Raw genomic sequence first — 25,599 nt, forward strand, 5'->3', positions numbered from 1 at the left:
CAGAGTGTGATGGGGATCAAACAGGAAATTTTCGGAGAAAAAGACAGAAAAGGGGGAAAGAGTGCGAAAGTGCGAGAGTGCGAGAGTGCGAGAGTGCGAGAGTGCGAGAGTGCGAGAGTGCGAGAGTGCGAGAGTGCGAGCCAGTATGTTTGACTAGGGAATCCTGTCAAGCCGATACACACAAGCGCTTGCTCTCTCTTTATGCGTTGGCTTTTGTCTGCTCTTTTCTCGCGACTCGCAATCTCAACTCTGCTTTATCGGCTCTTTCCGTTTACACCGCCGCCATATGCTCAATCATCAATTGCACGGTACGATTGCCGCGAAACTCATTCACATCAAGGCGATAAGCCAGATCAACAAGTTGAACGGACGGGTCAGGCCAACGGCGCACATCAATATTGAAGGCAATCCCATCAACCATTTGCCCACCCATCACATGCTCTAGCATCATTTTAAGATGCTTTCCGCCCACCAGCTTCTGGTGAAGAATTTTGAACTTGCCGTCGAAGAGCGGCTCTGGGAAACCTTGTCCCCACGGGCCGCCGCTGCGAAGCACTTCTGCCACATCCAGCGAGATTTCTGTTGGCAGCAATTCGCCATCAGACATCAGCACGCCTTTTAGCTCTTCTTCGCTGATCACGGATTTAACGGCGTCATCGAATAATCGAGAAAAACGCTCGAAATCCGCTTCGGCAATGGTTAAGCCTGCCGCCATCGCATGCCCACCGAATTTATGAATCAAACCAGGGTTTTGTGTATCAATTAAATCTAACGTATCACGCATGTGAAGGCCTACGATGGAGCGCGCCGAGCCTTTGATTGTGCCTTCCCCGCCATCCGCAAACGCAATAACAGGGCGATGGAACTTATCTTTAATACGCGAAGCCACAATGCCGATGACACCTTGGTGCCATTCGCGTTGAAACAAGGCCAACCCACACGGCAGCTTCGTCTGTTCACCAAACTGTAAACGCTCGCAAATCGCCATGGCTTCTTCTTTCATGCCTTGCTCGATGTCTTTGCGCGTTTGGTTTAGCGCATCCAGCTCACTCGCCATTTGGCGGGCGGCAGGCAAACTTTCACTGAGCAGCAATTCTACGCCAAATGACATGTCATCCAAGCGCCCTGCCGCATTGATACGAGGGCCAAGGGCAAAACCAAAATCGCTGGCAACCAGGGTTGTCATGTTACGGTTCGCCACTTCGATCAGCGCTTGAATACCAGGACGACACTTCCCAGCGCGAATCCGCATCAAGCCTTGGTGCACCAAAATACGGTTATTGGTATCGAGCGCCACCACGTCTGCGACGGTACCGAGCGCCACTAAATCCAGCACTTCTGCCAAATTAGGTTCAGGAATGTTCTTTTGCGCAAACCAGCCGATATCACGCAAATGCGCACGCAACGCCAGCATCAAATAAAATGCCACGCCTACACCGGCGAGGGATTTCGATGGGAAACCACATTCGTTCAGATTCGGGTTCACCATGGCATCTGCATCGGGGAGCACATTGCCGGGTAAATGGTGATCAGTCACCACCACTTGAATGCCTTTGGCTTTTGCCGTTGCAACACCTTCAATCGATGACACACCGTTATCCACCGTCATGATCAATTCTGCGCCTTTGGCCGCAGCTTGCTCAACCACATCAGGGCTTAGGCCGTATCCGTCTTCAAAACGGTTTGGCACTAAGTAGTCCACGTTGAAACACCCCAGCATGCGTAGCGCCGTCACAGACAATGCCGAACTGGTTGCCCCATCCGCATCGAAATCGCCCACGATGATGATTCGCTTACCGTCAGCAATGGCCGAAGCCAAGATCGCCACTGCCTTGTCCATGCCATGGAATTCATTAAAGCCATGAAGGCCTTTGGCGCTGCGTTCGAGTTCGCCTTCGCTGATGACACCTCGGTTAGCATAAATACGTTGGAGAAGAGGCGGAATAGACGCGGGGAATACGGCATCAGCCGCCGCATGACGACGTTTAATTTCAATCATTGAACAGAACCTGTATCAGACGGCAAGAGCGCGGGCAAAGGCATGCGCAAGCAAAAATCTTTGTCATTCTACCGCTCGAGAAGCAAAGCGAAACCCCTATCGAGGAATTGAAGGTGGAAACAACGAACCGTCGTTGAGTTGGGGATACTCAGAAACAAAAAAACGCAGGCGGAATGCCTGCGTTTTCATTCGACTCTATTCACCACACATGCGTTTAATAGCGCATGTCGCGTGGATTAAGATTGCTTGGCTTTTTGCTCAAGCACTTGCAGCAGTTGTGGTGCTGGAAGGTAACCTGATAGCAGTGAGCCATCTTGAAGCAAAATCGCGGGCGTCCCCGTTACACCCACTGTGCTACCGAGCGCCATGTGGCTGCGGATCACGTCAGTGCACTGATTTGATTCTTCATCAAAATTGCGCCCTTTCGCCAAATCCATCGCTTTCACTTTGTCATCCGCACACCAAATCGCACTCATTTGAGGGATGTTTGGCGAACGCTCACCAGAGCGCGGGAATGCCAAGTAACGCACGGTGATACCAGCATCATTGTATTGCTTCATTTCGCTGTGAAGCTTCATGCAATAGCCGCACGTCGTATCAGTGAACACGTTCACCACATACTTTTCGTCTTTCGCCGGGTAAACGATCAGCTCTTTCTCTACATTTGCCGCATCAAACACTGCTTTATTGCGTTTTGCGGTAGTAATGTCGGTCAGGTTAATCGAATCGTTTTCTGTATTGTGGAACAGCTGGCCATAGAAAAAGTAAGACGCATCTTTATTCGTGTAAAAGATGCCACCGTTTGTTACCACTTCATAAATGCCATCAACAGGCGATGCTTCAATGCTTTCAACGTTCAAGCGGTACTTCGCCATCACACCGTTAATTGCCTCTTGGTTGGCCTCTTCTGCAGCTTGCGCACCCATAGACAACAGCGCCGAAGTAAACATAACGCCAGCTAGCAGTCGTTTGAATTTCATAGTGTTTTATCCTAACTGTTGCAAATAGCCTGCCTCTTGCAGACCAACTAACACTTTTTCAGACCGGAGAAAGGGGAAAAAGTCTCGGATCGACATAAAAAAATCGCGAAATTGCGCAACATTATGCCCGAGGATGATGTTCTTGGTGTAACTGTTTTAAGCGCTCTGTTGCGACATGAGTATAGATTTGCGTGGTCGACAGGTCGCTGTGCCCCAACAACATTTGCACGACGCGCAGATCCGCTCCGTGATTCAGCAAGTGGGTAGCAAATGCATGGCGCAATACGTGTGGCGATAACAGCTCACTGTCGATATTCGCCAACGCCGCGTAAAACTTAATACGATGCCAAAACGTTTGTCGCGTCATTTGGCGCGCACGTCGGCTCGGGAAAAACACATCTGATGATTTTTCACCCAGCAATTGTGGTCGGCTGTAGGTCATGAATTGCTCAAGACAATCAATGGCCGTTTCCCCCATCGGCACCAAGCGCTCTTTACCGCCTTTACCGATCACGCGCACCACGCCTTGGCGGAGGCTAACGTTTTCCGTCGTCAGGCTAATCAGCTCAGTGACACGCAGCCCCGTCGCGTAGAGCAATTCCATCATGGCTTTGTCGCGCAGCTCCAACATGTCTTCCACATCAGGCGCATCCAGCAAGGCTTCGATTTGTTCTTCGCTGAGATCTTTAGGCAGTCGTTTTGGCAACTTAGGGCTAATTAGCGTCGCACTCGGATCGTCTTCGCGTTGCTTTTCTCGGTACAAATATTGGAACAATCGACGTATCGCAGACAACATACGCGCGCGGCTGGTTTGTTTGTAATCTTGGTCAAACAACCAATGTTGATAATCCTGAAGGGTGGAGGTTTGTACTTTGGTTAACAGTACGCCTTTCTCTTCCAACCAATGGCAGAGCTTCAACAGATCGTTGCGGTAAGACGCCAAGGTATTTTCAGATAACCCTCGCTCCATCCACATCGCGTCTAAAAACTGTTCGACCAAACTGGCGTTTTGTTCCACTATTCACTCACTTAACAATACATCTCGCTAAGTATCACGTTACCTCACATTGGTAATATTGCAATGTTTCCGCGTGCTTCAGCTTTCTTTCATGTCACGATGTCTCATTAAATCAGACTGAAACAAGGGTAGAGAAGCCACGACGAGGCAGGTAAAATCTCGCCACGCGCAAAAGTAGGAAGACAGAATGAAGATAGGTTTGTTTTACGGTTCAACCACCTGCTACACAGAAATGGCGGCGGAAAAAATCCGCGACATTTTAGGTGATGAACTGGTCGATATTCATAACATCAAAGACGTGCCTGTCAGCGAGATGAATCAATACGATCTTTTGTTACTGGGGATCTCTACGTGGGATTTCGGTGAGTTGCAGGAAGATTGGGAAGCAGTGTGGGCGCAGCTTGACGGCCTGAATCTCAGTGGGAAAGTCGCGGCACTGTTTGGTCTTGGCGATCAGGAAGGGTATGCGGAATGGTACTTAGATGCCATGGGCATGCTCCACGATCAATTGCTTCCAACAGGATTGCACTTTGTTGGTTACTGGTCAGTTGATGGCTACACATTCGATGCGTCAAAAGCGCTAACTGAGGATAAAACCCAATTTGTCGGCCTCGCATTGGATGAAGACAGCCAATACGATTTGAGCGACGAACGCATTGCTACCTGGTGTGAACAGGTGCTCACTGAATATGCCGCCCTGCTATAAATCGCAAAAAAACCACCGCATGCGGTGGTTTTTTTGTCTCTCATTTCCAGGTTTCAGCAATGCCAGTTCCTACGCCAACGTCACCGAGAACCCCTGAATACAAAAGCGCATAAGTCACACATATCTGCTCCGTTACGCGTGCGAAGATTCGCTTTTCGCCTCGCCAACAAAGCGCATCGCAATCAGTGCAATCACTGTTGGCATCAGCCACGCCATACCATATGTAAACAATGGCAAAACATTAAACAATGACACATCAATACCGAGAATTTTTGCCGCATCAATCAGAGCAAAAATCAGCGACACGCTCAGCACAACACGGTATGCCATTGCAGGGTTAGGCATGAAACGGCGAACAAACGTGAGTGCAATAAGTGCAATCGCAACAGGGTAGAGTGCGAACAGAACAGGCACAGAAATCGCAATCAACTGCGTTAAACCAACGTTTGCAACCACGGCACAAGCAATAGACAGCACAACAACCCACTGGCGGTAGCTCAGTTTGTCCGTCAACGTGCTGAAGTAGTCAGAACACGCAGAGACCAAACCGATCACTGTGGTCAAACACGCCAGAATAATGATGGTAGACAGGATGATTTGACCTGCTGGGCCAAACAACGCCAAAACATACGCTGCCAGGATCTCACCGCCGTTGCTTGCGCCACCCGCTACAGACGATGCGGTTGCACCCAAGTAGAACAAAGATACATACACAAATGCCAAACCGCCTGCCGCAATGATGCCTGCGTAGATCAAGTATTTGCAGGTTTGCGATTCAGAGGTGATACCCTTCTTGCGGATAACATCGACAATCAGCATACCGAACATCAGCGCAGCAAAGGTATCCATGGTGTTGTAACCTTCAAGGAAACCCGTTGTAAACGCTTGGTCAACGTACGCGCCTTGTGCCGCAACGATGTCGCCTTGTGGATTAACCACCACGGCGATAGCAAGCACAGCCAGCGCAGCAAAAAGCGCAGGCGTAAGTAGCTTGCCAATGGTGTCGATCAGCTTGCCTTGCGACAGTGAGAAGAACATCGCGATGGCAAAGAACACCACAGAGAACAAAGACAGCTCAAGTTGTCCTGCCCCCGTCAAAAATGGCTTAAAGCCCATTTCATACGCGACAAGACCCGCACGTGGTGCCGCAAACGCAGGACCGATAATGATGAAAATCAGTACAGCCATCAGCGTCGCCACAGACGTTGGCAAATCACGCGTCAGCCCTTTCCAACCACCACCAGCGACGGCAACTGCAATAATACCAATCAAAGGCAGGCCGACCGCGGTGATAAGAAAACCGAGCATGGCAGAAAATGTGTGCTCACCAGCAAGGAAGCCTGCTTGCGGTGGAAAAATGATGTTGCCTGCACCGAGGAAAAACGCGAAGGTCATAAACCCTAGCGCGAGTATGTCACTAACCTTTAAACTCTCTCTCACTTCATACTACCCTTGTGTGTTCGCCTAAGTTATCTGTAATCAACCGGTTAGTGTTTTAGTTATTTTTACTAATCCATGCCGATTAAACAGAATAATGACGAAGTTTCATTAGTCAGACAATAGTGGATCAAAAATAGGACTAATAAACCAGTTTAATTGAATTAATTAGCATATAAAACCAAATTTAATATCGAGACTGGTTTATGAAGTAGGTTTTAAAAGGTTAAATTGTCAACATTTCAGCAACATATTTGTCTGTTATTTAATCGCGAGCAGTATTGCCGCCTGTGGAGTAAACGTGAGTAAAGGCTTCCAATTCAAACAATTTTCCATCGAAGACAACGGGTGCGGCATGCCAGTAAGTACCGATGGTGTGTTGCTCGGCGCGTGGGCACATGTCGCCGAAGACGATGCAGTGTTGGACATTGGAACGGGCACTGGGCTTTTATCACTGATGCTGGCACAACGTGCGTTAAGTGCGACAATCATGGCGGTCGATATTGACCAACACGCTACGGAGACAGCGGCATTAAACGCGAGTGCATCACCATGGGCAGACAGAATCACTGTCGTCCAACAAGATGTCACTCACTGGGATATTCCGACTCAGTTCGACACCATCATTTGTAACCCGCCCTATTTCAACTCAGGCGAACAGGCGAATGATGCACGACGCGCAACCGCCCGTCATACAGACACTCTTTCGCACACCATGTTATTAAAAGTGATAAATGCGCGACTTTTACCCACCGGGCAGGCGCATTTGATCTTACCCTCAGTAGAAGCAGACAAACTTATTGCGGCAGCAGAGACCCATCATCTTGTTTGTCAGCGGATCACAGAAGTAAAAGCGACAGCCAATAAGCCCGTCACCCGAAAACTGATCACTTTGGCCCCCAAAACGGCATTGTCGTCATCAATTTCAAGTAAAAAGATCTCGGTGCAACACCTTGTAATTCAAGATAAAGGGGCGTACACCCAAGACTTTATTTCCTTAACGAAGGATTTTTACCTCAAGATGTGATGATCACGCTTGAAATTATCTCTATAATCCGACCCTTACTTTGAGTGGAGAACATAACGCGTGCGAACTTTTGCTGAATTAGAACTGGATCCTCAACTGCTATTAGCGCTGGATGAAATGGGCTTTGAGCGACCAACAGCAATCCAAGCTGACGTGATCCCTCATGGTATGGATGGCCGTGACATTATGGCATCAGCGCCGACGGGCACAGGTAAAACAGCCGCGTTTTTGCTTCCAGTGCTGCAACACCTGCTTGACTTCCCTCGTCAAAAACCGGGCCCAGCCCGTGTGCTGATTCTGACGCCAACACGTGAACTAGCGATTCAGGTTGCTGACCAAGCACGTGAGCTGTCAAAGCACACTGACCTGAAAGTGTTCACCATCACAGGCGGTATCTCTTACCAAGAGCACGCTGAAATCTTAGGGAAAACCCAAGACATCGTGGTAGCAACACCAGGCCGCTTGATGGAATACATTGATGCGGAACGTTTTGATTGCCGCGCCATTGAAAGCCTGATCCTTGATGAAGCTGACCGCATGCTAGACATGGGCTTTGGTAAAACAGTAGACCGTTTGTCAGATGAGTGTCGCTGGCGCAAACAAAGTATGCTGTTTTCAGCAACGCTTGAAGGTAAAGGCATTGAAGGGTTCAAAACGGCAATCTTAACCGATCCTGTCGAAGTCACCGTTGAGCCACCACGCCGTGAGCGCAAGAAAATAACACAGTGGTACTACCGCTGTGACGACCTGAACCATAAGCACGAAGTGTTAAAGGCCATTTTGGCGCACCAAGCAGAACGCGCCATTATCTTCGTGAAAACCCGTGATCGTCTTGCCGCTCTTCGCACCATGCTTGAGTCAGAGCAAATCAAATGTGGTTGGTTACAAGGTGAAATGGCACAAGCGAAACGCAGCGCTGCGATCGAACGCTTCACCAATGGTGAAATCAATATCCTGCTAGCGACTGACGTTGCAGCTCGCGGTATTGACGTGCCTGATATCAGCCACGTGATCAACTACGACCTTCCACGTACCGCAGACGTGTACTTACACCGTATTGGCCGCACCGCGCGCGCAGGCAAGAAAGGCAACGCCATTTCTCTTGTCGAAGCGCACGATCAGCCAATGATGGATCGTATTTGCCGTTACATGGAAGAAGACGTTAAAGAGCGTTATGTAGAAGGCCTTAAGCCTTCGCACAAAAAGCCGCTTTTCAAGAAGAAAAAGAAAAAGCTACCAACCAAAGTGGTGAAAGCTAAAGCGAAGAAGAAAGCAAAAAAAGCGGCGAAAAAAGCAAGCTAATTGCACGCCGTATGAGCTTTGATGCGCAGTAACACCTAAGTAAGGAGACGATTCGTCTCCTTTTTTATTTCTACTTCAATAACGCCAGCGAATTATTCTCACTCCCTCAACACCTCCAAAGCGACCTCGACGACAGATCAGGCTCACAAAGCATCACAAAATCAGCACAAAACATTAACGATTAAGATCATTTTAAGTATATTCTGCTAACTTATTACAAAAATACAATTCCAACGCTTTGTCTTAGAGGGATCTTTTAATGCAATCTTTTGTAGATTTTTTAAACAGTATAATTTGGAGCCCAGTCCTTATTTACTTGTGCTTAGGCGCAGGCTTATTTTATTCAATCGCCACACGTTTTGTTCAAGTTCGCCAGTTCAACGAAATGTGCCGTCTACTACTTTCAGGGAAAAGTTCAGACAAAGGTATTTCATCGTTCCAAGCATTGGCCGTTTCACTGTCAGGCCGGGTCGGTACCGGTAATATTGCAGGTGTCGCCGCTGCTATTGGCTTTGGTGGACCCGGTGCCGTCTTCTGGATGTGGGTCGTGGCCTTTTTAGGCGCAGCCACCGCATACACAGAGTCAACACTGGCACAGATTTACAAAGAAGATGATAACGGCCAGTTCCGCGGTGGTCCGGCGTATTACATAGAGAAAGCCATGGGGCAGAAGTGGTACGCGTGGATTTTCGCTATCGCCACCATTTTCGCCTGTGGCGTGCTGCTACCGGGCGTGCAATCCAACAGCATTGGTAATGCCATTGAAGCTGCATTTGGATCAGGCGAAATGATCAACACGGCCATTGGCACTATCAGCTTGGCGAAGATCATCACTGGCTCAATCATCTCTGTGCTGCTTGGCTTTATCATCTTTGGTGGTGTAAAGCGCATCGCGAGTTTCACGCAAGTCGTGGTACCTTTCATGGCACTGGCTTACATCATTATCGCGTTTGTCATCATTCTATTGCACATCACTGAAATCCCAGCGATTGTTTCGATGATCATTGGCGATGCATTCACGCCAATGGCAGGCTTTGGTGCGGCTATCGGTTGGGGCGTAAAACGAGGTGTTTACTCCAATGAAGCAGGTCAAGGAACAGGGCCACACGCTGCAGCGGCTGCAAACGTTCAGCACCCGGCCCAACAAGGCTTGGTTCAATCGTTCTCTATCTACATCGATACGCTGCTTGTCTGTTCTGCCACGGCCTTCATGATTCTCATCACTGGCGCGTACAACGTACACGGCATTGGCGATGCGTATATCGTGCAAAACGTAGCAGCAGAAATCGCGGCTAACGGCCCTGTCTTCACACAACTTGCTATCGAAAGCACCATGCCTGGTTGGGGCAAACCGTTCATTGCCATTGCATTGTTCTTCTTCGCCTTCACCACCATTTTGGCTTACTACTACATCGCAGAAACCAACATTGCTTATATCCGCCGCAGCGTGAAGGTACCTGGAATGATGTTCGCGCTAAAGCTCGTGCTGATGACTGCGGTGTTCTACGGTACAGTCAAAGCTGCGAACCTCGCTTGGGCCATGGGTGACGTAGGTGTCGGCTTAATGGCATGGCTAAACATTGTCGGCATTCTCACCATCTTCTTCTTGGGCAGACCGGCGTTGAAAGCGCTGAAAGACTATGAACGCCAACAGAAAGAAGGCGTAGAGAAATACACTTTCGATCCGGTGAAACTCGGCATCAAAAATGCGGATTACTGGGAACGTCGCTTCGCATGTGAGCAAGAGGAAAGCACAGCGCAAAACAACACTGATAAAACGCCTAACAAACTGGTTAATCCAACGGCGTAATATCGATGAATGTTACCAGTAGCAGGTGCGTTAACTGCGCCTTGCTACTGCTTAACAAAAACCATACCGAAACAAAAAAAAAGGTTAGCCTCGGCTAACCTTTTTTAATCACTATCGATGGTTTACTCATCACAACGCATTACTGCTCTTCGCGTTTGAACACCAACTCTTTATCGTTAGATTCTTCCTCGCTGAACCAGTAGCCTGCACGGTCAAAGGCTTTCAAACCTTCAACGCTGTCGATACGCTCATCAATGATATATCTCGCCATCATGCCTCGGGCTTTCTTGGCGTAGAAACTGATGACCTTGTATTGGCCTTTTTTGCAGTCTTTGAACACAGGCGTGACGATCTTACCGTCCAATTTCGCAGGTTTAACCGCTTTGAAGTATTCATTAGACGCTAAGTTCACAAGCAGTTTGTCATTCTGCGCAGCCAGTGCCGCATTCAATTCGTTAGTGATGATCTCACCCCAGAATTGATAAAGGTTTGTACCGCGTTCGTTGGCCAGTTTTGTGCCCATTTCCAAACGGTAAGGTTGCATCAAATCCAGTGGTCGAAGCAATCCGTACAAACCAGACAACATGCGCAGGTGATCTTGCGCCCATGTATAGTCATCGTCACTCATGCTTTCCGCTTCAAGACCGGTATACACGTCGCCTTTGAAAGCCAATACCGCAGGGCGAGCATTGTCCGTTGTAAATGTCGGTGACCATTCTGCAAAACGCGCTACGTTCAACCCTGCGATTTTATCGCTCACTTTCATTAAGCCAGAAATATCAGCAGGTGTAAGCTTACGGCACACTTCAATGAGCTTTTCTGAATGCGCAGTCAGCATCGGCTGGGTATGACGATCAGTGGCCAATGGTGATTCGTAATCCAAGGTTTTCGCAGGTGAAACCACGATAAGCATAATGTTCTTCCCTCATTTTTCACTTGTTAAGAGGTTAACATTTAAAGGCAAAAAAGCCACGCGATGAGGCATGGCTTTTTCCTATGGCTATGATGGGTATTTCCTATTATTCCGCCACGGTCTTACCGTGATGTTTTTGATTCAGCCTTTTCAGGCGCTTTACCCCACACACCCGGTTCAATTTGATTCAGCATGTCTGGGTATTGGCGACCATCAAAAGCAGGGACTTTGCCGTGTTTGAGTTGTTGGTTGTAATCCTTCGCGAGCTTAATCACGGTACCAGACAACAACAAAATCGCGATCATGTTAACGATGGCCATGAGCCCCATGGAGGTGTCCGCCATTACCCACACAATCGGCAATTCCGCCAAAGCCCCAAACATCACCATGCCTAATACAATGCATCGGAAGACATTTAGCACCACTTTATGATTGTACTTAAGGAAAATAAGGTTGGTTTCAGCGTACGAATAATTGGCAATGATCGACGTAAAAGCAAAGAAGAAAATCGCAACCGCAATGAAAATCCCGCCCCAATCCCCCACTTGGCTAGACAGCGCACGTTGTGTCAATTCAATGCCCGTAATATCGCTGCCCGGCATGTATTCGCCCGACATCAAAATGATCGCAACGGTGGCCGAACAAATCACAATGGTATCGACAAACACGCCAAGCATTTGCACATAGCCTTGCGATGCTGGGTGAGGAGGATAAGGCGTTGCCGTTGCCGCTGCATTAGGCGCAGAACCCATGCCTGCTTCATTAGAAAACAAACCACGTTTGATTCCTTGAACCATGCCCTGAGCGACGGTGTAACCCAGTGCTCCTGACGCGGCTTCTTCCAAACCAAACGCACTGCGGAAGATAAGCGAAAGCACATCTGGTACTTTCTCAAGGTTCGTGAGCATCACGTAAACCGCAAGCACCAGATACAAAAGCGCCATCAATGGCACGATGATTTCTGCCGTGCGGGCAATTTTACGAATGCCGCCGAAAATGACAAAAGAAGAAAGAACAACCAGTGCAAATCCGACATATAGGGGATCAGCACCAAACGCGACGTAAGCAGCTTGGGTGATAGAGTTTGCTTGCACCGAGTTAAACACAAGACCAAAAGCGATAATGAGCAAGACAGAGAACACCACGCCCATCCAGCGCATGCCCAACCCTCTTTCCATGTAGTAAGCAGGGCCACCACGGAAATTACCGTCATCATCACGGGTTTTGTAGAGCTGCGCGAGCGTGCTTTCCGCAAACGCCGTCGCCATACCCAAGATGGCGATAAGCCACATCCAGAAAATTGCGCCCGGACCACCAAGCGTCAACGCAACGGCGATACCCGCCATGTTTCCTGTACCAACACGCGCGGCCAAACTCGTGCACAATGCTTGGAAAGACGATATGCCGTCTTTGTCTGATTTACGGCTGTTCTTCATCACTTTAAACATGTGGCCAAAATGACGAACTTGGATAAACCCAAGACGCAGAGTGAAGAAGATGCCACCGCCAATCAGGAGATAGATCAACACTGATCCCCAAATCAGGTCGTTCAAAAAATTAACCAGACTTACCACGCCTACCTCTCTGTACGCATAAACATTCTTGCCAGCGAAAACGTCTCCAATGAGGGAGCGTGTGACTTGAAGTGAAAAGCAAAAAATTGCTTCTCAAAAAATGCGGATGGTTCGAACCCAGATTGGCTCGACATCCCTTTGAATGCATTGTTTTAGTATTGGTATTGCAGGTGTTACCAGCAATTTTCCGCGAGATGATGAAGGTAGCGCCCACAAAAATCAATATGCATTAATCATCATATCGATATCTATTTGTTTTTATTTTTCGCCTTCTTATAAAAACACATGATGCTTTTTGGTTACATATGAGGAACATTTTATTTTCTTCGTGTTTTCTTTGTTTTTACCACCCTAATCTTTAGAGTACGTAACATTTTCATTCCTAGTGTATTGCTGTCATTGAGCTTTTCCCTGTTTTTCCGCAATGACACCCTTTTTCTTCTTTGCGACAACATTTGCCTATGCCACTGTGCGCATTTTGTACGATTATTCATTTTAGGTGATTTGTATCTCATAAAAACTTCACCCAAGTGCAACAAATGAGAAACACTTCAATTTTATTTTGAAGAAGGTTTGATACTTAATTAGCGACCGCTAAGGAAAAATGAGGTGAATTATGGATAGCTTTGCCTTCAACGAACTTTTTGACCAAGAGCGCCCACAACGCGGTGGACGAACCAAACAAGCTAAACGTAAATGGAGAGAGATCGAAGCATTGCAAGACAGGCAACGCTTGCGTAAAGAGCTACAAGATATCGATATGCTTGGCAACTTGAACGACGGTGACTTTGATCTTTAACCATCTCGTTCAGTGTTCGTAGAAACCTCCCACGCACGACACACTGTGCGCAGCGCCGGATTTGTAAAAGGCACCTTTTAAAGGTGCCTTTTTATTTTACCGCCCGACAAGCAACGTCCACCGGATCGTTAGATAGACGCCGCCAGTTCCTTAAACTTCGCAGACACATTCTTACCAAACAGCGGATCATGATCATCTTCATCCCAGCGCGCTTGCAGTATGTCCCAATCTCCCGTCGTCATCGCACGTTCAATCACTGGCAATACGGATGTTTCCTCAAGTTCTAAGTGCGCCCGTTGCGTCATCACAAAGCCATTTAGCTTGTCAGCAAACACATCAAGCGGGATCACGGCATCCATCAGCACCATCTCAATGGTTAACGCAAAATCAGCCGTGAGCTCTGCTAGCGCTTGATGATCATCATCGAGTGCTGCAACACGTTCCGCATCCACATAGTGCTCAATATAATAGTGGTAAATCAGATCTTCTTTGGGGTGATGGTATTTTTCGGCGTGTTCTTGAAGGTAAACAACCACATCTCTAATCAGGCTGTAATTAACGTCTTTTTCGGCGCGGATTGCGGACAGCTTTTCCGTAAGCAACTGCAGTAAGCGGTTTATATTGTTGTGATCTTTATGAATGCTGGCTAATAACATAGCACCTCCTTGTCTTCATTCACACGAACTTACTCAGTCTATCGAAGCGGTGAGATGACAAATTGCGCATGGTCATTTTTTGCGCAGTTATTTCAACAGGAGGGTGGAAATAATAAAACCCGCGATCAGCGTCACTGATAGCGGGTTTCGATTCACTAACGTCCTGAAACGGTACGTTGTTAAAGACGGTTATCGGAAAGGCAATATCAATCTAAGACAGGCTGCCAATCGATTGGCGCTTTCCCTTGCTCACTCAACAATTGATTTGTTTGAGAGAAATGCCCACAGCCCAAAAATCCTCGATGCGCAGACAATGGTGAAGGATGCGGCGCTTCCAATACATGGTGACGTGTTCGGTCAATCACGCGTCCTTTTTTGCGAGCATGTGCGCCCCAAAGCAGGAAGACAACGCCATCAGTGTGCGCGTTTACGGCTTCAATCACACGATCAGTAAAGGTTTCCCAGCCAAGGTGAGCATGAGAGTGTGCATTGCCTTGTTCAACCGTCAACACGGTATTGAGGAGTAACACGCCCTGATCAGCCCAGCTTTTCAAGTAACCGTGATTCGGGATCGAAAATCCCTCAATATCCTGTGCGAGCTCTTTGTACATGTTGACCAATGAAGGTGGGGTTTTAATGCCCGGTAAAACGGAGAAGCAAAGCCCGTGCGCTTGATTCGGGCCGTGATAAGGGTCTTGCCCTAAAATCACCACTTTCACGTCACTGAGTGCTGTAAAGCGAAAGGCATTGAACACATCCTCAGCGGGAGGAAATACCACGGTGCCACTTTCACGCGCCTCAGCCACATAGGCCATGGTCTGTTTAAAGTAATCTTGCTCTTTTTCCCGACCGATCACTTCATGCCAGGTCACTGCCTCTGTCATTGCTACTTCGTCCTTACTTGGTTCAAAAACGTTATTCTACACCCAAAACAACCTGTCACGGCTTACGCCGTGGCGACTTGAAATTGACGCAACAAGCGAATCTCTTCCGCCCAACGTTCAGGTTTGATGGTTTCTAAAATAAGTGGGATGCCATCAAATCGTGCATCTTGCATCAGCACTTCAAAACACGCCAACCCAATTTCGCCTTCGCCTAATGCTTGGTGACGGTCGACGCGGCTTCCTAGGGGTGTTTTGGCATCGTTTAGGTGCATCCCTCGAAGGAACTCAAACCCCACGATATCGCCAAATGCATTGAACGTGCTTTCCGCTGCACTGTGCGTACGTAAATCATACCCTGCTGCAAATGCATGACAGGTATCAATACAGACACCAACGCGTTGTTTGTCTTCGACCTGCTCGATGATGCTCGCAAGCTGTTCAAATGACCAACCTAAATTCGTGCCCTGCCCTGCGGTATTCTCGATCACAGCAACCACATGCGGCACGGCTTGATGCGCAAGGTTGATGGATTCAGCAATCAAAGACAAACAAGATGCTTCACTGATTTTTTTCAGATGACTGCCAGGGTGGAAGTTGAGTAATGGCAGACCCAATTGTTCGCAGCGTTGCATTTCGTCGATGAATGCATCACGCGATTTAATCAATTTCTCTTCTTCGGGCGCACCAAGGTTAATCAGGTAAGAGTCATGCGGCAAAATGGCTTCCGGGACAAAACCCAGGCGCTGGCAATTCGCTTTAAAGGCGGAAACGGTGCTGGACTCCAACGGTTTGGCAACCCATTGGCGTTGGTTTTTGGTGAACAGTGCAAACGCATTTGCGCCTAACTCGGCTGCGTTTACAGGGGCTTTATCTACGCCACCCGCAGCAGAAACGTGCGCTCCAATATATTTCATTTTCTCTCCGCCCACTTCTTGCGGGATAGGTAATCACTTTAGTAACCGACAACATTTTAGGTTACATCTAGGGTGCTAAGAAGGCTTTTGCGATGGAAATTCACACATTAAAATGTGGTTATTTTATTACAAATGAAAGTCATCCATACATACCACCTATGTTACTTAATTGTTTAAAAGCAAACATTTGTAATTTTATTGATGTGAGACAAAAAACACAGCGTGAGAATCCCGCATATTTTAGTTGTAATTTGACCAAAATCAAAATAACCTTACATTTAATAAGGCATACAGTACCCAGCTCATCAAAAGATGGAAAAATAAAACCACTAAAGCCTATCAAGGGGAAAGTTTATGATCACTGGTATTCAAATCACTAAAGCAGCAAACGACAACCTATTGAACTCAATTTGGTTGCTGGACAGCGAAAACAACGAAGCGCGTTGCATTTGTGCACAGTCTGGCTTCGACGCTGACCAAGTTATCCCTGCCGCTGATCTAGGTGAGTACGAGAGCCGCGACATCGCGATCGAAGTGCCTGCAAAAATCGAAGGTGGCCAACACCTGAACGTAAACGTACTTAAGCGTGAAACGCTGGAAGATGCAGCTGCACACCCAGAAAAATACCCACAGCTAACGATCCGTGTATCTGGCTACGCAGTACGTTTCAACTCACTGACTGTTGAACAACAGCGTGACGTTATCGCGCGTACCTTCACTAACTCTCTGTAATAGATTTTTCTGCACAGATAGCTAGAATGAAAAAACCGACCCTTGGGTCGGTTTTTTGTTTTTGCATTACGCCTTTCTGTGGGGCTTTTTCTTAGCCAGCCACTTCCATGAGGTAAGCGCGGATCTGAGCAAAATCAGCATCGCGTTCAGACGACAGCAATTCCATCACAGCATGCTTCGCCAGCGGACCCGGCAATGGGATGTCTTGTCCAAGAATGTCATCTACCGATTCTTTGAACTTCGCTGGGTGCGCAGTGCAAAGGAACAAGCCATATTCACCGTCCTGCAATTGCTCTTCTAGCAAGCGGTAAGCAATCGCACCGTGTGGTTCACATAGGTAGCCTGCGTCAAACATGGCTTTCAGTGTTTCCGCTGTTTCTTTGTCAGTCACTGCGCCTGAAGCCAATTCGTTCAATCCCCATCCTTTACGTTGGCAAAGCTCTTCGATGCGCGGCCAGTTGTTTGGCTGACTGACATCCATCGCATTCGACAATGTTGGAATAGTGGGTGTTGGCGTCCACTCACCTGTTTTCAGGTAACGTGGCACAGTGTCATTCACGTTGGTCGCGGCAATGAAACGCTTGATTGGTAAGCCAATCGCTTTTGCCAGCAAACCTGCCGTTAAGTTACCAAAGTTGCCGCTTGGTACAGAAATCACCAAGTTTTCACGCTGCTCTGGTGTCAATTGAGACGCTGCTTCGAAGTAATAACAAATCTGTGCCATCAAACGGCTGATGTTGATGGAGTTCGCCGAGTTAAGACCAATCGCTTGGCGAAGTTCTGCATCATCAAAGGCTTGTTTTACCATGGTTTGGCAATCATCAAAGGTACCGTTCACAGCCACTGTGTGAATGTTGCCACCCAAAGTACAGAAAAGCTTTTCCTGTAGCGGGCTGATTTTGCCTTTGGGATAAAGGATAACAACGTTGATGTTTTCCATGCCATAAAACGCATGGGCAACCGCCGCGCCAGTATCACCCGATGTTGCGGTTAAAATGGTCACTTTGCCGCCGTCAGACACGGCAGCCAGTGATTGCGCCATAAAGCGACCACCAAAGTCTTTGAACGCCAGTGTCGGCCCGTGGAACAGCTCCAATGCGCTGACACTGTCAGTGACTTTTTCGACTTTCGCAGGGAATTGGAATGCATTTTCAACCATTGAACGCACGGTTTCTTGTGGCAATTCGTCGCCGATAAATGCAGACAGGATGTCGGTGCTGCGAGAAACGAAATCTTTCTCTAGCAACGCATCAACATCATCAAATGCGGGTAATTCACTCGGGAAGAACAAACCTTGGTTACGACCAAGACCTTGTTTTACTGCTTGTCCAAACGAGACCTGCTCGTCATTTTCCTTGATATTGTAAAGCTTCATAGTTCACTTCCTGTCACGGTCGATCCGGTCACATCCAATCGACAGACGTGGACAAATCCTTCTTCATTTTGAACGTAATTATCCTGTAGCCACTTCGCTACACGCTCGGCAATCTCTTTATCATCAGTGATGCTAAAAAGTGTCGGCCCTGAGCCTGAAATGCCGGTAGCAAGTGCGCCCGCTTCCGTCGCATAGCGTCGTGCTTGTGCAAACCCTGGCAGCAGCTTTTCACGATACGGTTCTGCGACCACATCTTTGATCATGCTCGCCGCCAATTGCGGCTGACCAGAGTAACAGCCATGAATGAAGCCTGCCAGATGACGACCATGATTAATCACATCTTGGCGACGATATTGCGCGGGTAAAATGGCGCGGGCTTCAGCTGTCGGCACTTTGATACCTGGGTACGCCATGACCCAATACCATTCGTCGAAACAAGGCACTTGCTGACTGATGATACCGTTTTGCTCAACCATCAACTGCAAGCCACCCAAGTAACAAGGTGCTACGTTGTCGTAATGCAAGCTACCAGAAATGGCCGCTTCCATTTCCCCCATTAACGCCAACAAGGTGGTTTCATCAAGGGCGTTATCATGAAAACGGTTAAGCGCATCCAATGCAGCAACAATGGAACATGCACTCGAACCAAGGCCTGAGCCAATCGGCATGTTCTTTTCTAGCGTCATGGCAACAGCGCGAACCGTCGCGCCATGTTTTTCCATTTCACGGCAAAAGACCAAGTAGCTTTGGTAGACGATATTTTCTTTCGGGTCTTCAGGCAGCTTATCAACAAAACTACCAATACAGTTTAGAGAAAATGGCACATTGCCACCGTCGGCGACTAAGACGCGGTCACCCAATAAGGTGCCGTCAATCGGGGACACTGCGGCCCCCAATACATCAAACCCGACACTGACGTTACCGATAGACGCTGGCGCGTAAACCACAACACTCATGGTTACACCCCCAGTTTCCAGCCAAGTGTACGCATCAAGTCTGCGAACACACCCGCCGCGGTCACTTCAGTACCCGCACCGTAGCCACGCAATACCAACGGAATCGGTTGGTAGTAGCGGCTGTAGAACGCGAGTGCATTCTCGCCTTCTTTAATCTTGAACATCGGGTCATCAGCATCAACCGCTTGGATTTTCACTGAACATTGACCGTTGTCGATGCTACCAACATAGCGCAACACTTTGCCTTCACTGCGCGCCTCGCCCGCAATCTTATCGAAGTAAGCATCTGCCTCTGGCAGTTTCGCCATGAATGTCTCTACATCGCCAGAGTCATCAAAGCCTGGTGGCAATGCTGGTTCGACATCGACGTCTTCAAGCTCTAGATTCATGCCTGCTTCACGCGCAAGGATCAACAGTTTACGCGCCACGTCCATGCCAGACAGGTCGTCACGAGGATCGGGCTCGGTGAAGCCGCTTTCACGCGCAACGCTTGTTGCTTCACTAAAGCTTTGGCCTTCATCCAATTTACCGAAGATGTGCGACATTGAGCCGGACAAGATACCGGTAAATTTCTCAAGCTCGTCACCCGCAGCGATCAAGTTCTGCAAGTTTTCGATAACTGGCAAGCCTGCACCCACTGTGGTGTCGTACATAAACTTACGGCGACGTGTACGCGCTGCATTACGCAGTTGCTGGTAGTACGCCATGCTGGCAGTGTTTGCTTTCTTGTTCGGCGTGATCACGTGGAAACCCGATGACAGGAAATCAGCATATTGGTCAGCAATTGATTGATCTGACGTACAGTCAATAAACACTGGGTTGATCACGTGGTGTTGTTGAACCAAACGCACCATGCTTGGCAGACTAAAGCCTTCTTCAGCACTCGCTAACGCTTCACGCCAGTTGTTTAGGTCAATACCTTTGCTATCGAGCTTCATTTGGCGGCTGTTCGCAAGACCACAAACTCGGATCACAATGCCCTGCTCTGCGAGTTTGACTTGCTGGCGTTTCACCTGCTCAACCAACTCACCGCCTACGCCACCCACACCCACGATGAACACATCGAGGTAGTGATTACTGTTAAACAAGTTTTCGTGACACGCTTTCACTGCTTCCGACACTTTGTTGTTCGGAATAACCGCTGAGATAGAACGCTCAGAAGAACCCTGTGCAATCGCAACAATGTTTACGTTCACTTCCGCCAGTGATGTGAAGAATTGGGAAGCCACGCCTTTCGCAGTGCGCATTGCATCGCCCACCAAAGAAACGATCGCAACGTCATCCGTAAAATCAACTGGCTCTAGCAAGCCATCTTTTAGTTCAAGCTCAAAGCTGTCATGTAACGCACGCTCTGCCAGTGCTTTGTCGTCAGACTCAATACAGAAGCTGATGCTGTATTCAGACGAAGACTGAGTGATCAAAACGACAGACACACCCGCCGCTGACATGGCACCAAATACACGCGCCGCCATGCCCACCATGCCTTTCATGCCAGGGCCTGACACGTTCACCATGCTGAGGTCGCTAAGGGTGGTGATCCCTTTAACCGCTAGGTTGTCTTCGCCGTTGTCGATGCCGATCAATGTGCCCGCACCTTGAGGGTTCGCGGTATTTTTGATCAAGCAAGGGATGTGGAAACGGGCAATAGGTAGGATGGTTTTCGGGTGAAGCACTTTCGCACCGAAGTACGACAGCTCCATCGCTTCTTGATAGCTCAGTGATTTAAGCAGCTTCGCATCTGGCACCAAACGTGGGTCACAGCTGTAAACGCCGTCTACGTCCGTCCAAATCTCGCAGCACTCCGCACGCGCACACGCTGCCAAAACCGCCGCAGAGTAATCAGAGCCGTTACGGCCTAAGGTAACAAGCTCACCTTTTTCATTCGCCGCGGTGAAGCCCGGCATCAAACCAATGTGCTTCGCCGGAATTGGCTCGCGCTTGAAGTTGTCAGAAGACACCTCAATGTCCACCATGGCTTCAAGGTAATCACCTTTTGCTTGCAGATAATGCACAGGATCAATCACGAACGTCTTATGACCACGTGCTTGCAACAATGCTGACATGGTCGCGATAGACAGACGCTCACCTTTGCTGATGATGCGTGCGTAGATGTTGTCAGGACACAAGCCCAGAAGCGCAATACCATGGATGTATTGCTTGAGCTGATTCAGTGTTTTATCCAGTTCGAGGTAAAGCGGCGCTTTATCGAACGTTTCTTCCATTTCATCAAGCCCATCAAACAAGGCGCTAAAAATGGCGTGGATCTCGGCAACTTGGCGCTCTGCCTCACCGTGTTTAACGGTGCTATCAATCACTGCGACAAGCGCGTTAGTGATTTTAGCTGGTGCAGAAAGTACAGCGGATACGTCACTTTGACAGGTATTGCTGGTAATGATTTCTGCGGCTCTACTAAATCGTTCCGCATTCGCGAGGGATGTTCCCCCAAACTTTAAAACTCGCATCCTTTCCTCCAGCTCCATCCCGAGCTTTCTAATTCAAAAGTAAACTAATGAAAAAAAAGCCCGCACCTTGTGGGGTACGGGCTTTTTTTTAAAATTCTGTGCAAATCAGCCCGCACCTGCACACGTAGTGCCGGTAATAATGGTAATAATGAAACGGATTGTGGCTGATTGAAGCATGTTTTAGAACTTCCTTGCTGCGTTTTTATAACCTTTACCCAAAGCGGGTTACTAGGTCAACAAAAATTTAAGTTATCTCTCAAAAAAACGCAGCTTTTCGCAACTCTTAGTTAACCATTTTAAAAGATGAGAAAGCGCAGCATTCCGGAGGTTACTTCTTGCGCAATAGTCATCATCAAGACATAGTGGGTTGAAAAGTGATGGAAAAAGCATCTACTCCAAGGAGGGAATCGTGGCAGAAGCAATGGAGCAACTCGTCGCAGCGACAATTTTACAAGGCTCTGATGCCATGTACGGTCGCTTTCTTGATGTAACGGCTGGCGCACAAGAGCGTTTTGAGCAGCAAGACTGGAAAAGCGTACAATCGGCATTGAAAAAACGTATTAACTTTTACGACCTTCATGTCGGGCTCGTCGCCCAGCAACTCAAAACCATGCTCGATAAGCAACACGCAACACGCTCATTCCTCATGGGTGTAAAAGATGCGTACAGCCAACTCCTCGATGATTACCCTCGCTATGACATTGCAGAGAGCTTCTTTAACTCTGTGTATTGCCGAATTTTCGATCATCGTAATATTCGCCGAGACAAACTGTTCGTTAACAGCTCGCAAGGCGGGCGTATTCCCAAATACCCAACCCCATTGCTAAAACGTTACGCCAGCAATAAAAACCTGATTCATACCGTTGAGCGTTTGTTGGACGATACCCCTTTTACCTTGGCGTGGGAAAACAAAGCGCGAGATGTTCATCGTATTGTTGAAGCGCTCCAACTTCGCTTAGGGCCTCAACTGACCAGTGAAATCATCATTGATATGGTGCGTGAGCCTTTCTATCGAAACAAAGGGGCTTATTTGATTGGCCGCATTGAGATGGCTAACCAAATGCGCCCATTAGTGATCCCAGTCTTGATCAATGAACAAGGTGAACTTGTCGTGGATGCTTGTATCTCGGATTCCGATGATGTCAGTGTTATCTTCGGCTTTGCGCGCTCTTACTTCATGGTTTACGCCCCCGCGCCTGCGGCCTTGGTCGATTTTCTTAGCCAGTTGATGCCACACAAAACACCGGCGCAACTCTATACCGCCATAGGCTGTCAGAAACACGGCAAAACGGAACTGTACCGAGAGTTTCTGCACCACATGGATAACTCAGATGACCAGTTCGTTATCGCCCCAGGCATCAAAGGGATGGTGATGTCCGTGTTTACCCTCCCCTCTTATGGCTTCGTGTTCAAGATCATTAAAGACAAGTTCGCCCCACAGAAAGACATCACGCATGCCGTCGTCAAAGAGAAATACCAATTGGTAAAAGAGCATGATCGTGTGGGACGAATGGCGGACACCTTGGATTACCGCAACTTTATCTTTCCAAGAGAACGCTTCAGCGAAGAATTAATTAAAGAACTCATGGACGTTGCGCCGTCTCTCATCAAACTCACGAACAAAGAAATCCATATCAGTCATTTGTATATGGAACGACGCATGATCCCGCTCAATATCTACCTTGAGCAAGCGAACGAAGAAGAACTAAGAGAAGCAGTGCAAGAATATGGCGATGCCATTAAACAACTCGCTGCCGCAAACATCTTTGCGGGAGACATGCTGTTTAAAAACTTCGGTGTCTCGAGGCATAGCCGTGTCATCTTCTACGATTACGATGAAATCATGTATCTGACAGAGGTTAACTTTCGACGTATTCCACCACCACGCTTCCCTGAAGATGAAATGGCGGCAGAACCTTGGTACAGCGTTGGCGAATATGATGTATTCCCCGAAGAGTTTCGCACCTTCTTATTGATCAACCCGAAAATACGTTCGCTCTTTAACGAACTGCATTCTGACTTGTTTGATGCTGACTATTGGAAGCAATTGCAAAGCAACATTCAACAAGGCCAGTTCAACGATGTCTTCCCATACAGCGATGACACTCGTTTCAATATTCTCAGGGCTAAAATGTGAATTAAGGCTTAACTGGCGTGCCATTTAGGCACGCCGTTTGCTTTTAATTTAGAGAAGAAGAAGAGGCGGCAACGCAGTGACACGGCGACAATTCCCAATTGTAGAAAAAACCTGCAACACCTCTTATCAAAACTGAAACGAGTGAACTAGACTAGACACTTAATCATAAAAATAATCAAAAAGGAGTGGCATAAATGAACAAGCTTTTACTCGCTGTCACTCTTCAATTCGTGGCATTTTTTAGTGCTGCACAAGACTCCCTGCCGCTTTATGAATATATAGAGGAAGACGCGCGCAAGCCGTGGTTTTCGAGTTCAATCACCAGCGGTTATAGCGGGTTCGACAGTTGGACTATCAATAGCGGGTATCACTACCCTGTCCTTAAGAACATAAACGTTTATTTAGCCACTGAAATGCGCACCGCCACCAACGACTCAACAAGTACTAAAGGTTTGTTAAGCGGTATTCAATACAGCTTTAATGAAAAGCTCAGTTTTGAAAGCAGTGTCCAAGCGGAGCACGCTAACGAAGAGACCGTAGGTATTGTCGGGATGGGCAGTAAGTTGCAACTCACCGAGCACCTCAATGTTGAAGCGCGTTTTGATTATTCATTAAACCAAGAGCCTTCAGCGTCAGCACAATATCAACTCGGTGTCGGTTACCGCTTCTAACCGACATTTGCTTATGCGGCTGCATTACTTGACGGGTACTTTGCTGACCATGACGCCGTTAAGGTCAGCATACAGATAATCCCCAGACGCTATGGAAACACCCCCCAGATCGAGCGTTACACCCACGTTCCCAGCCCCCAACTTTTCGGTTTTGATCGGGCAGACTCCCAAAGCTTTCACCCCAAGCGCCATTGTGCTTAGTGCGCCCGCATCTCGCACGGCGCCAAAAATAACAATGCCTTTCCAATTATTTTCAACTGCGCGTTCTGCCAACAAATCGCCTAGTAGTGCTTTGTTCAAACTGCCTTGCCCATCAACAACCAAAACACGGCCATGACCAGGTTGATTAACCAGCTCCCTCACCTTCGAGTTATCTTCCATACAATGTAGGGTTTCGACCTGCCCTGAGAAAATTGACTCACCACCAAAATCACGCCATTGGATAGGTAGCCATTGAACGGTATCACCGTGTTCATCGCTCAAATCAGGAAGTAAATCGTTCATATCGCCTCCATGCTTTTTCATGATTTTCTTAAATATTCTGTTGAAAGATCGCGTGCATTGCGGGTATCCAGCCATAACTGTAGCCAAACTTTCACGACTCGCGTTTTTTAGCGAACAGACAATACGTTCTCAAACGAGATAACCCTGACATTCAAAATGGCGTCAGCCTCAATGATAACGTGCTACTTAGATGCAAACTCTAACAAAGCGACTGAATACAATTTAATCATCCACACTAACACCTTATTTATATATTTAATTCCCCTCTGCGGATTGCTGCACAAATTAGAAAAACGTGAAGTGACGAGCGCAAAGCTCTATAGGGGAAGTGGTTGACCGTTATGCTACAACATGGTGAGATACCTGCGCTGGCGCGAAATCTCTTTACACAATTTTCACACCTGTTGTAATAGTACGAAAATGTTTAAACGTACTCTTAAAGAATCGGCCAAGTATCTAAGTGATATTCCCCTTTTTGGGACGACTTTCGCCGAGATTGACGTATATCAATAAAGATTAAAAAAAATCGCGTTGATTTATTACTAATTATTGTTAGCACGCTGTTAAATGAATACAATCAGCGCTATCCAATGGATTTGCTGGCCAAAATGATTTGATCAGTAGCATGCAGCGTAAAATTACGCTTCAGCAAAAACCTTCTCTAAGGATGGCGTTCGGATCAGGGAAGTATGCTTTTGAAAGTCGAACAATGGCTTTCTTGGTTTTTTTCCTGTTTGTAAATT

Annotated in this window: 21 protein-coding genes and 1 other annotated feature; of the genes, 8 read left to right on the plus strand and 13 right to left on the minus strand. The window is 47.8% G+C overall.

Features of this window, described 5'->3' with window-relative positions:
- Positions 1-271: 271 nt before the first annotated feature.
- From recJ to xerD, 3 genes are all read right to left on the minus strand, one after another.
- A complete protein-coding gene (gene recJ / locus BM082_RS08855; protein ID WP_074926616.1) occupies positions 272-1,999 on the minus strand; it encodes a single-stranded-DNA-specific exonuclease RecJ in 1,728 nt (575 codons plus the stop codon).
- Positions 2,000-2,235: 236 nt separating this feature from the next.
- Positions 2,236-2,979, minus strand: a complete 744-nt coding sequence (locus tag BM082_RS08860) for a thioredoxin fold domain-containing protein (RefSeq protein ID WP_074926619.1) — start codon at positions 2,977-2,979, stop codon at positions 2,236-2,238.
- A 121-nt stretch (positions 2,980-3,100) separates the two neighbouring features.
- Positions 3,101-3,997, minus strand: a complete 897-nt coding sequence (xerD, locus tag BM082_RS08865) for a site-specific tyrosine recombinase XerD (RefSeq protein ID WP_074926622.1) — start codon at positions 3,995-3,997, stop codon at positions 3,101-3,103.
- 187 nt (positions 3,998-4,184) lie between these two features.
- Here xerD and fldB point away from each other — a divergent pair, with 187 nt between their 5' ends.
- A complete protein-coding gene (gene fldB, locus BM082_RS08870; RefSeq protein WP_017013282.1) occupies positions 4,185-4,703 on the plus strand; it encodes a flavodoxin FldB in 519 nt (172 codons plus the stop codon).
- Between the two features lie 132 nt (positions 4,704-4,835).
- Here fldB and brnQ read toward each other — a convergent pair whose 3' ends face one another.
- The gene (gene brnQ / locus BM082_RS08875; protein ID WP_026024509.1) at positions 4,836-6,143 is read right to left on the minus strand and encodes a branched-chain amino acid transport system II carrier protein; all 1,308 of its coding nucleotides are present in this window, start codon (positions 6,141-6,143) and stop codon (positions 4,836-4,838) included.
- 298 nt (positions 6,144-6,441) lie between these two features.
- Between brnQ and BM082_RS08880 the strand changes: the two genes are divergently transcribed.
- The 3 genes from BM082_RS08880 (at position 6,442) to BM082_RS08890 (ending at position 10,279) form a co-directional block, all read left to right on the plus strand.
- Positions 6,442-7,167 carry a tRNA1(Val) (adenine(37)-N6)-methyltransferase gene (locus BM082_RS08880; RefSeq protein ID WP_017017246.1) on the plus strand — a complete coding sequence of 242 codons (726 nt, stop codon included), beginning with the start codon at positions 6,442-6,444 and terminating at the stop codon, positions 7,165-7,167.
- A gap of 60 nt (positions 7,168-7,227) precedes the next feature.
- The gene (gene srmB, locus BM082_RS08885; RefSeq protein WP_017009134.1) at positions 7,228-8,469 is read left to right on the plus strand and encodes an ATP-dependent RNA helicase SrmB; all 1,242 of its coding nucleotides are present in this window, start codon (positions 7,228-7,230) and stop codon (positions 8,467-8,469) included.
- Positions 8,470-8,728: 259 nt separating this feature from the next.
- Positions 8,729-10,279 (plus strand): alanine/glycine:cation symporter family protein, encoded by a 1,551-nt coding sequence (locus BM082_RS08890; RefSeq protein WP_074926625.1) that lies wholly within the window; start codon positions 8,729-8,731, stop codon positions 10,277-10,279.
- 139 nt (positions 10,280-10,418) lie between these two features.
- On the opposite strand, the gene yaaA is transcribed toward BM082_RS08890, so the two are convergent.
- Together yaaA and BM082_RS08900 are read right to left on the minus strand one after the other, a co-directional pair.
- Positions 10,419-11,192 carry a peroxide stress protein YaaA gene (yaaA, locus tag BM082_RS08895; protein WP_017009137.1) on the minus strand — a complete coding sequence of 258 codons (774 nt, stop codon included), beginning with the start codon at positions 11,190-11,192 and terminating at the stop codon, positions 10,419-10,421.
- Positions 11,193-11,314: 122 nt separating this feature from the next.
- Positions 11,315-12,766 carry an alanine/glycine:cation symporter family protein gene (locus BM082_RS08900; RefSeq protein WP_074926628.1) on the minus strand — a complete coding sequence of 484 codons (1,452 nt, stop codon included), beginning with the start codon at positions 12,764-12,766 and terminating at the stop codon, positions 11,315-11,317.
- Between the two features lie 616 nt (positions 12,767-13,382).
- Here BM082_RS08900 and BM082_RS08905 point away from each other — a divergent pair.
- A complete protein-coding gene (locus BM082_RS08905) occupies positions 13,383-13,565 on the plus strand; it encodes a DUF3545 family protein (RefSeq protein WP_017009139.1) in 183 nt (60 codons plus the stop codon).
- A 128-nt stretch (positions 13,566-13,693) separates the two neighbouring features.
- Here BM082_RS08905 and BM082_RS08910 read toward each other — a convergent pair whose 3' ends face one another.
- From BM082_RS08910 to nfo, 3 genes are all read right to left on the minus strand, one after another.
- Positions 13,694-14,221: a hemerythrin domain-containing protein gene (locus BM082_RS08910; RefSeq protein WP_074926630.1), complete on the minus strand. Its 528-nt coding sequence runs from the start codon at positions 14,219-14,221 to the stop codon at positions 13,694-13,696.
- 206 nt (positions 14,222-14,427) lie between these two features.
- Positions 14,428-15,105 (minus strand): uracil-DNA glycosylase, encoded by a 678-nt coding sequence (gene ung / locus BM082_RS08915; protein WP_074926633.1) that lies wholly within the window; start codon positions 15,103-15,105, stop codon positions 14,428-14,430.
- A gap of 62 nt (positions 15,106-15,167) precedes the next feature.
- On the minus strand, positions 15,168-16,019 hold the full coding sequence (gene nfo, locus BM082_RS08920; RefSeq protein WP_017017242.1) for a deoxyribonuclease IV: 852 nt from the start codon (positions 16,017-16,019) through the stop codon (positions 15,168-15,170).
- 354 nt (positions 16,020-16,373) lie between these two features.
- On the opposite strand from nfo, the gene grcA reads away from it, so the two are divergent.
- Complete coding sequence (gene grcA, locus BM082_RS08925) at positions 16,374-16,751, plus strand: autonomous glycyl radical cofactor GrcA (RefSeq protein ID WP_017017241.1); 378 nt, start codon at positions 16,374-16,376, stop codon at positions 16,749-16,751.
- A 91-nt stretch (positions 16,752-16,842) separates the two neighbouring features.
- On the opposite strand, the gene thrC is transcribed toward grcA, so the two are convergent.
- The 3 genes from thrC to thrA are packed head-to-tail and all read right to left on the minus strand — an operon-like array spanning position 16,843 to position 21,544.
- Positions 16,843-18,126 (minus strand): threonine synthase, encoded by a 1,284-nt coding sequence (gene thrC / locus BM082_RS08930; RefSeq protein WP_074926636.1) that lies wholly within the window; start codon positions 18,124-18,126, stop codon positions 16,843-16,845.
- Positions 18,123-19,082 (minus strand): homoserine kinase, encoded by a 960-nt coding sequence (gene thrB, locus BM082_RS08935; protein ID WP_017013232.1) that lies wholly within the window; start codon positions 19,080-19,082, stop codon positions 18,123-18,125. The genes thrC and thrB overlap by 4 nt, the downstream gene beginning before the upstream one ends.
- 2 nt (positions 19,083-19,084) lie before the next feature.
- On the minus strand, positions 19,085-21,544 hold the full coding sequence (gene thrA / locus BM082_RS08940; protein WP_017011655.1) for a bifunctional aspartate kinase/homoserine dehydrogenase I: 2,460 nt from the start codon (positions 21,542-21,544) through the stop codon (positions 19,085-19,087).
- Positions 21,545-21,593: 49 nt separating this feature from the next.
- Positions 21,594-21,705, minus strand: a sequence feature (Thr leader region).
- Between the two features lie 248 nt (positions 21,706-21,953).
- Between thrA and aceK the strand changes: the two genes are divergently transcribed.
- Both aceK and BM082_RS08950 read left to right on the plus strand, forming a co-directional pair.
- Entirely contained in the window at positions 21,954-23,681 is a 1,728-nt protein-coding gene (gene aceK / locus BM082_RS08945) for a bifunctional isocitrate dehydrogenase kinase/phosphatase (RefSeq protein WP_017013231.1), read from the plus strand.
- 194 nt (positions 23,682-23,875) lie between these two features.
- Positions 23,876-24,352: a hypothetical protein gene (locus tag BM082_RS08950; RefSeq protein ID WP_017013230.1), complete on the plus strand. Its 477-nt coding sequence runs from the start codon at positions 23,876-23,878 to the stop codon at positions 24,350-24,352.
- Between the two features lie 24 nt (positions 24,353-24,376).
- Here the strand turns inward: BM082_RS08950 and BM082_RS08955 are convergent, their stop codons facing one another.
- Complete coding sequence (locus tag BM082_RS08955) at positions 24,377-24,856, minus strand: putative 4-hydroxy-4-methyl-2-oxoglutarate aldolase (RefSeq protein WP_074926639.1); 480 nt, start codon at positions 24,854-24,856, stop codon at positions 24,377-24,379.
- Between the last annotated feature and the right edge of the window lie 743 nt (positions 24,857-25,599).

The sequence above is a fragment of the Enterovibrio norvegicus DSM 15893 genome (assembly GCF_900115495.1).
GTDB lineage: Bacteria > Pseudomonadota > Gammaproteobacteria > Enterobacterales > Vibrionaceae > Enterovibrio > Enterovibrio norvegicus.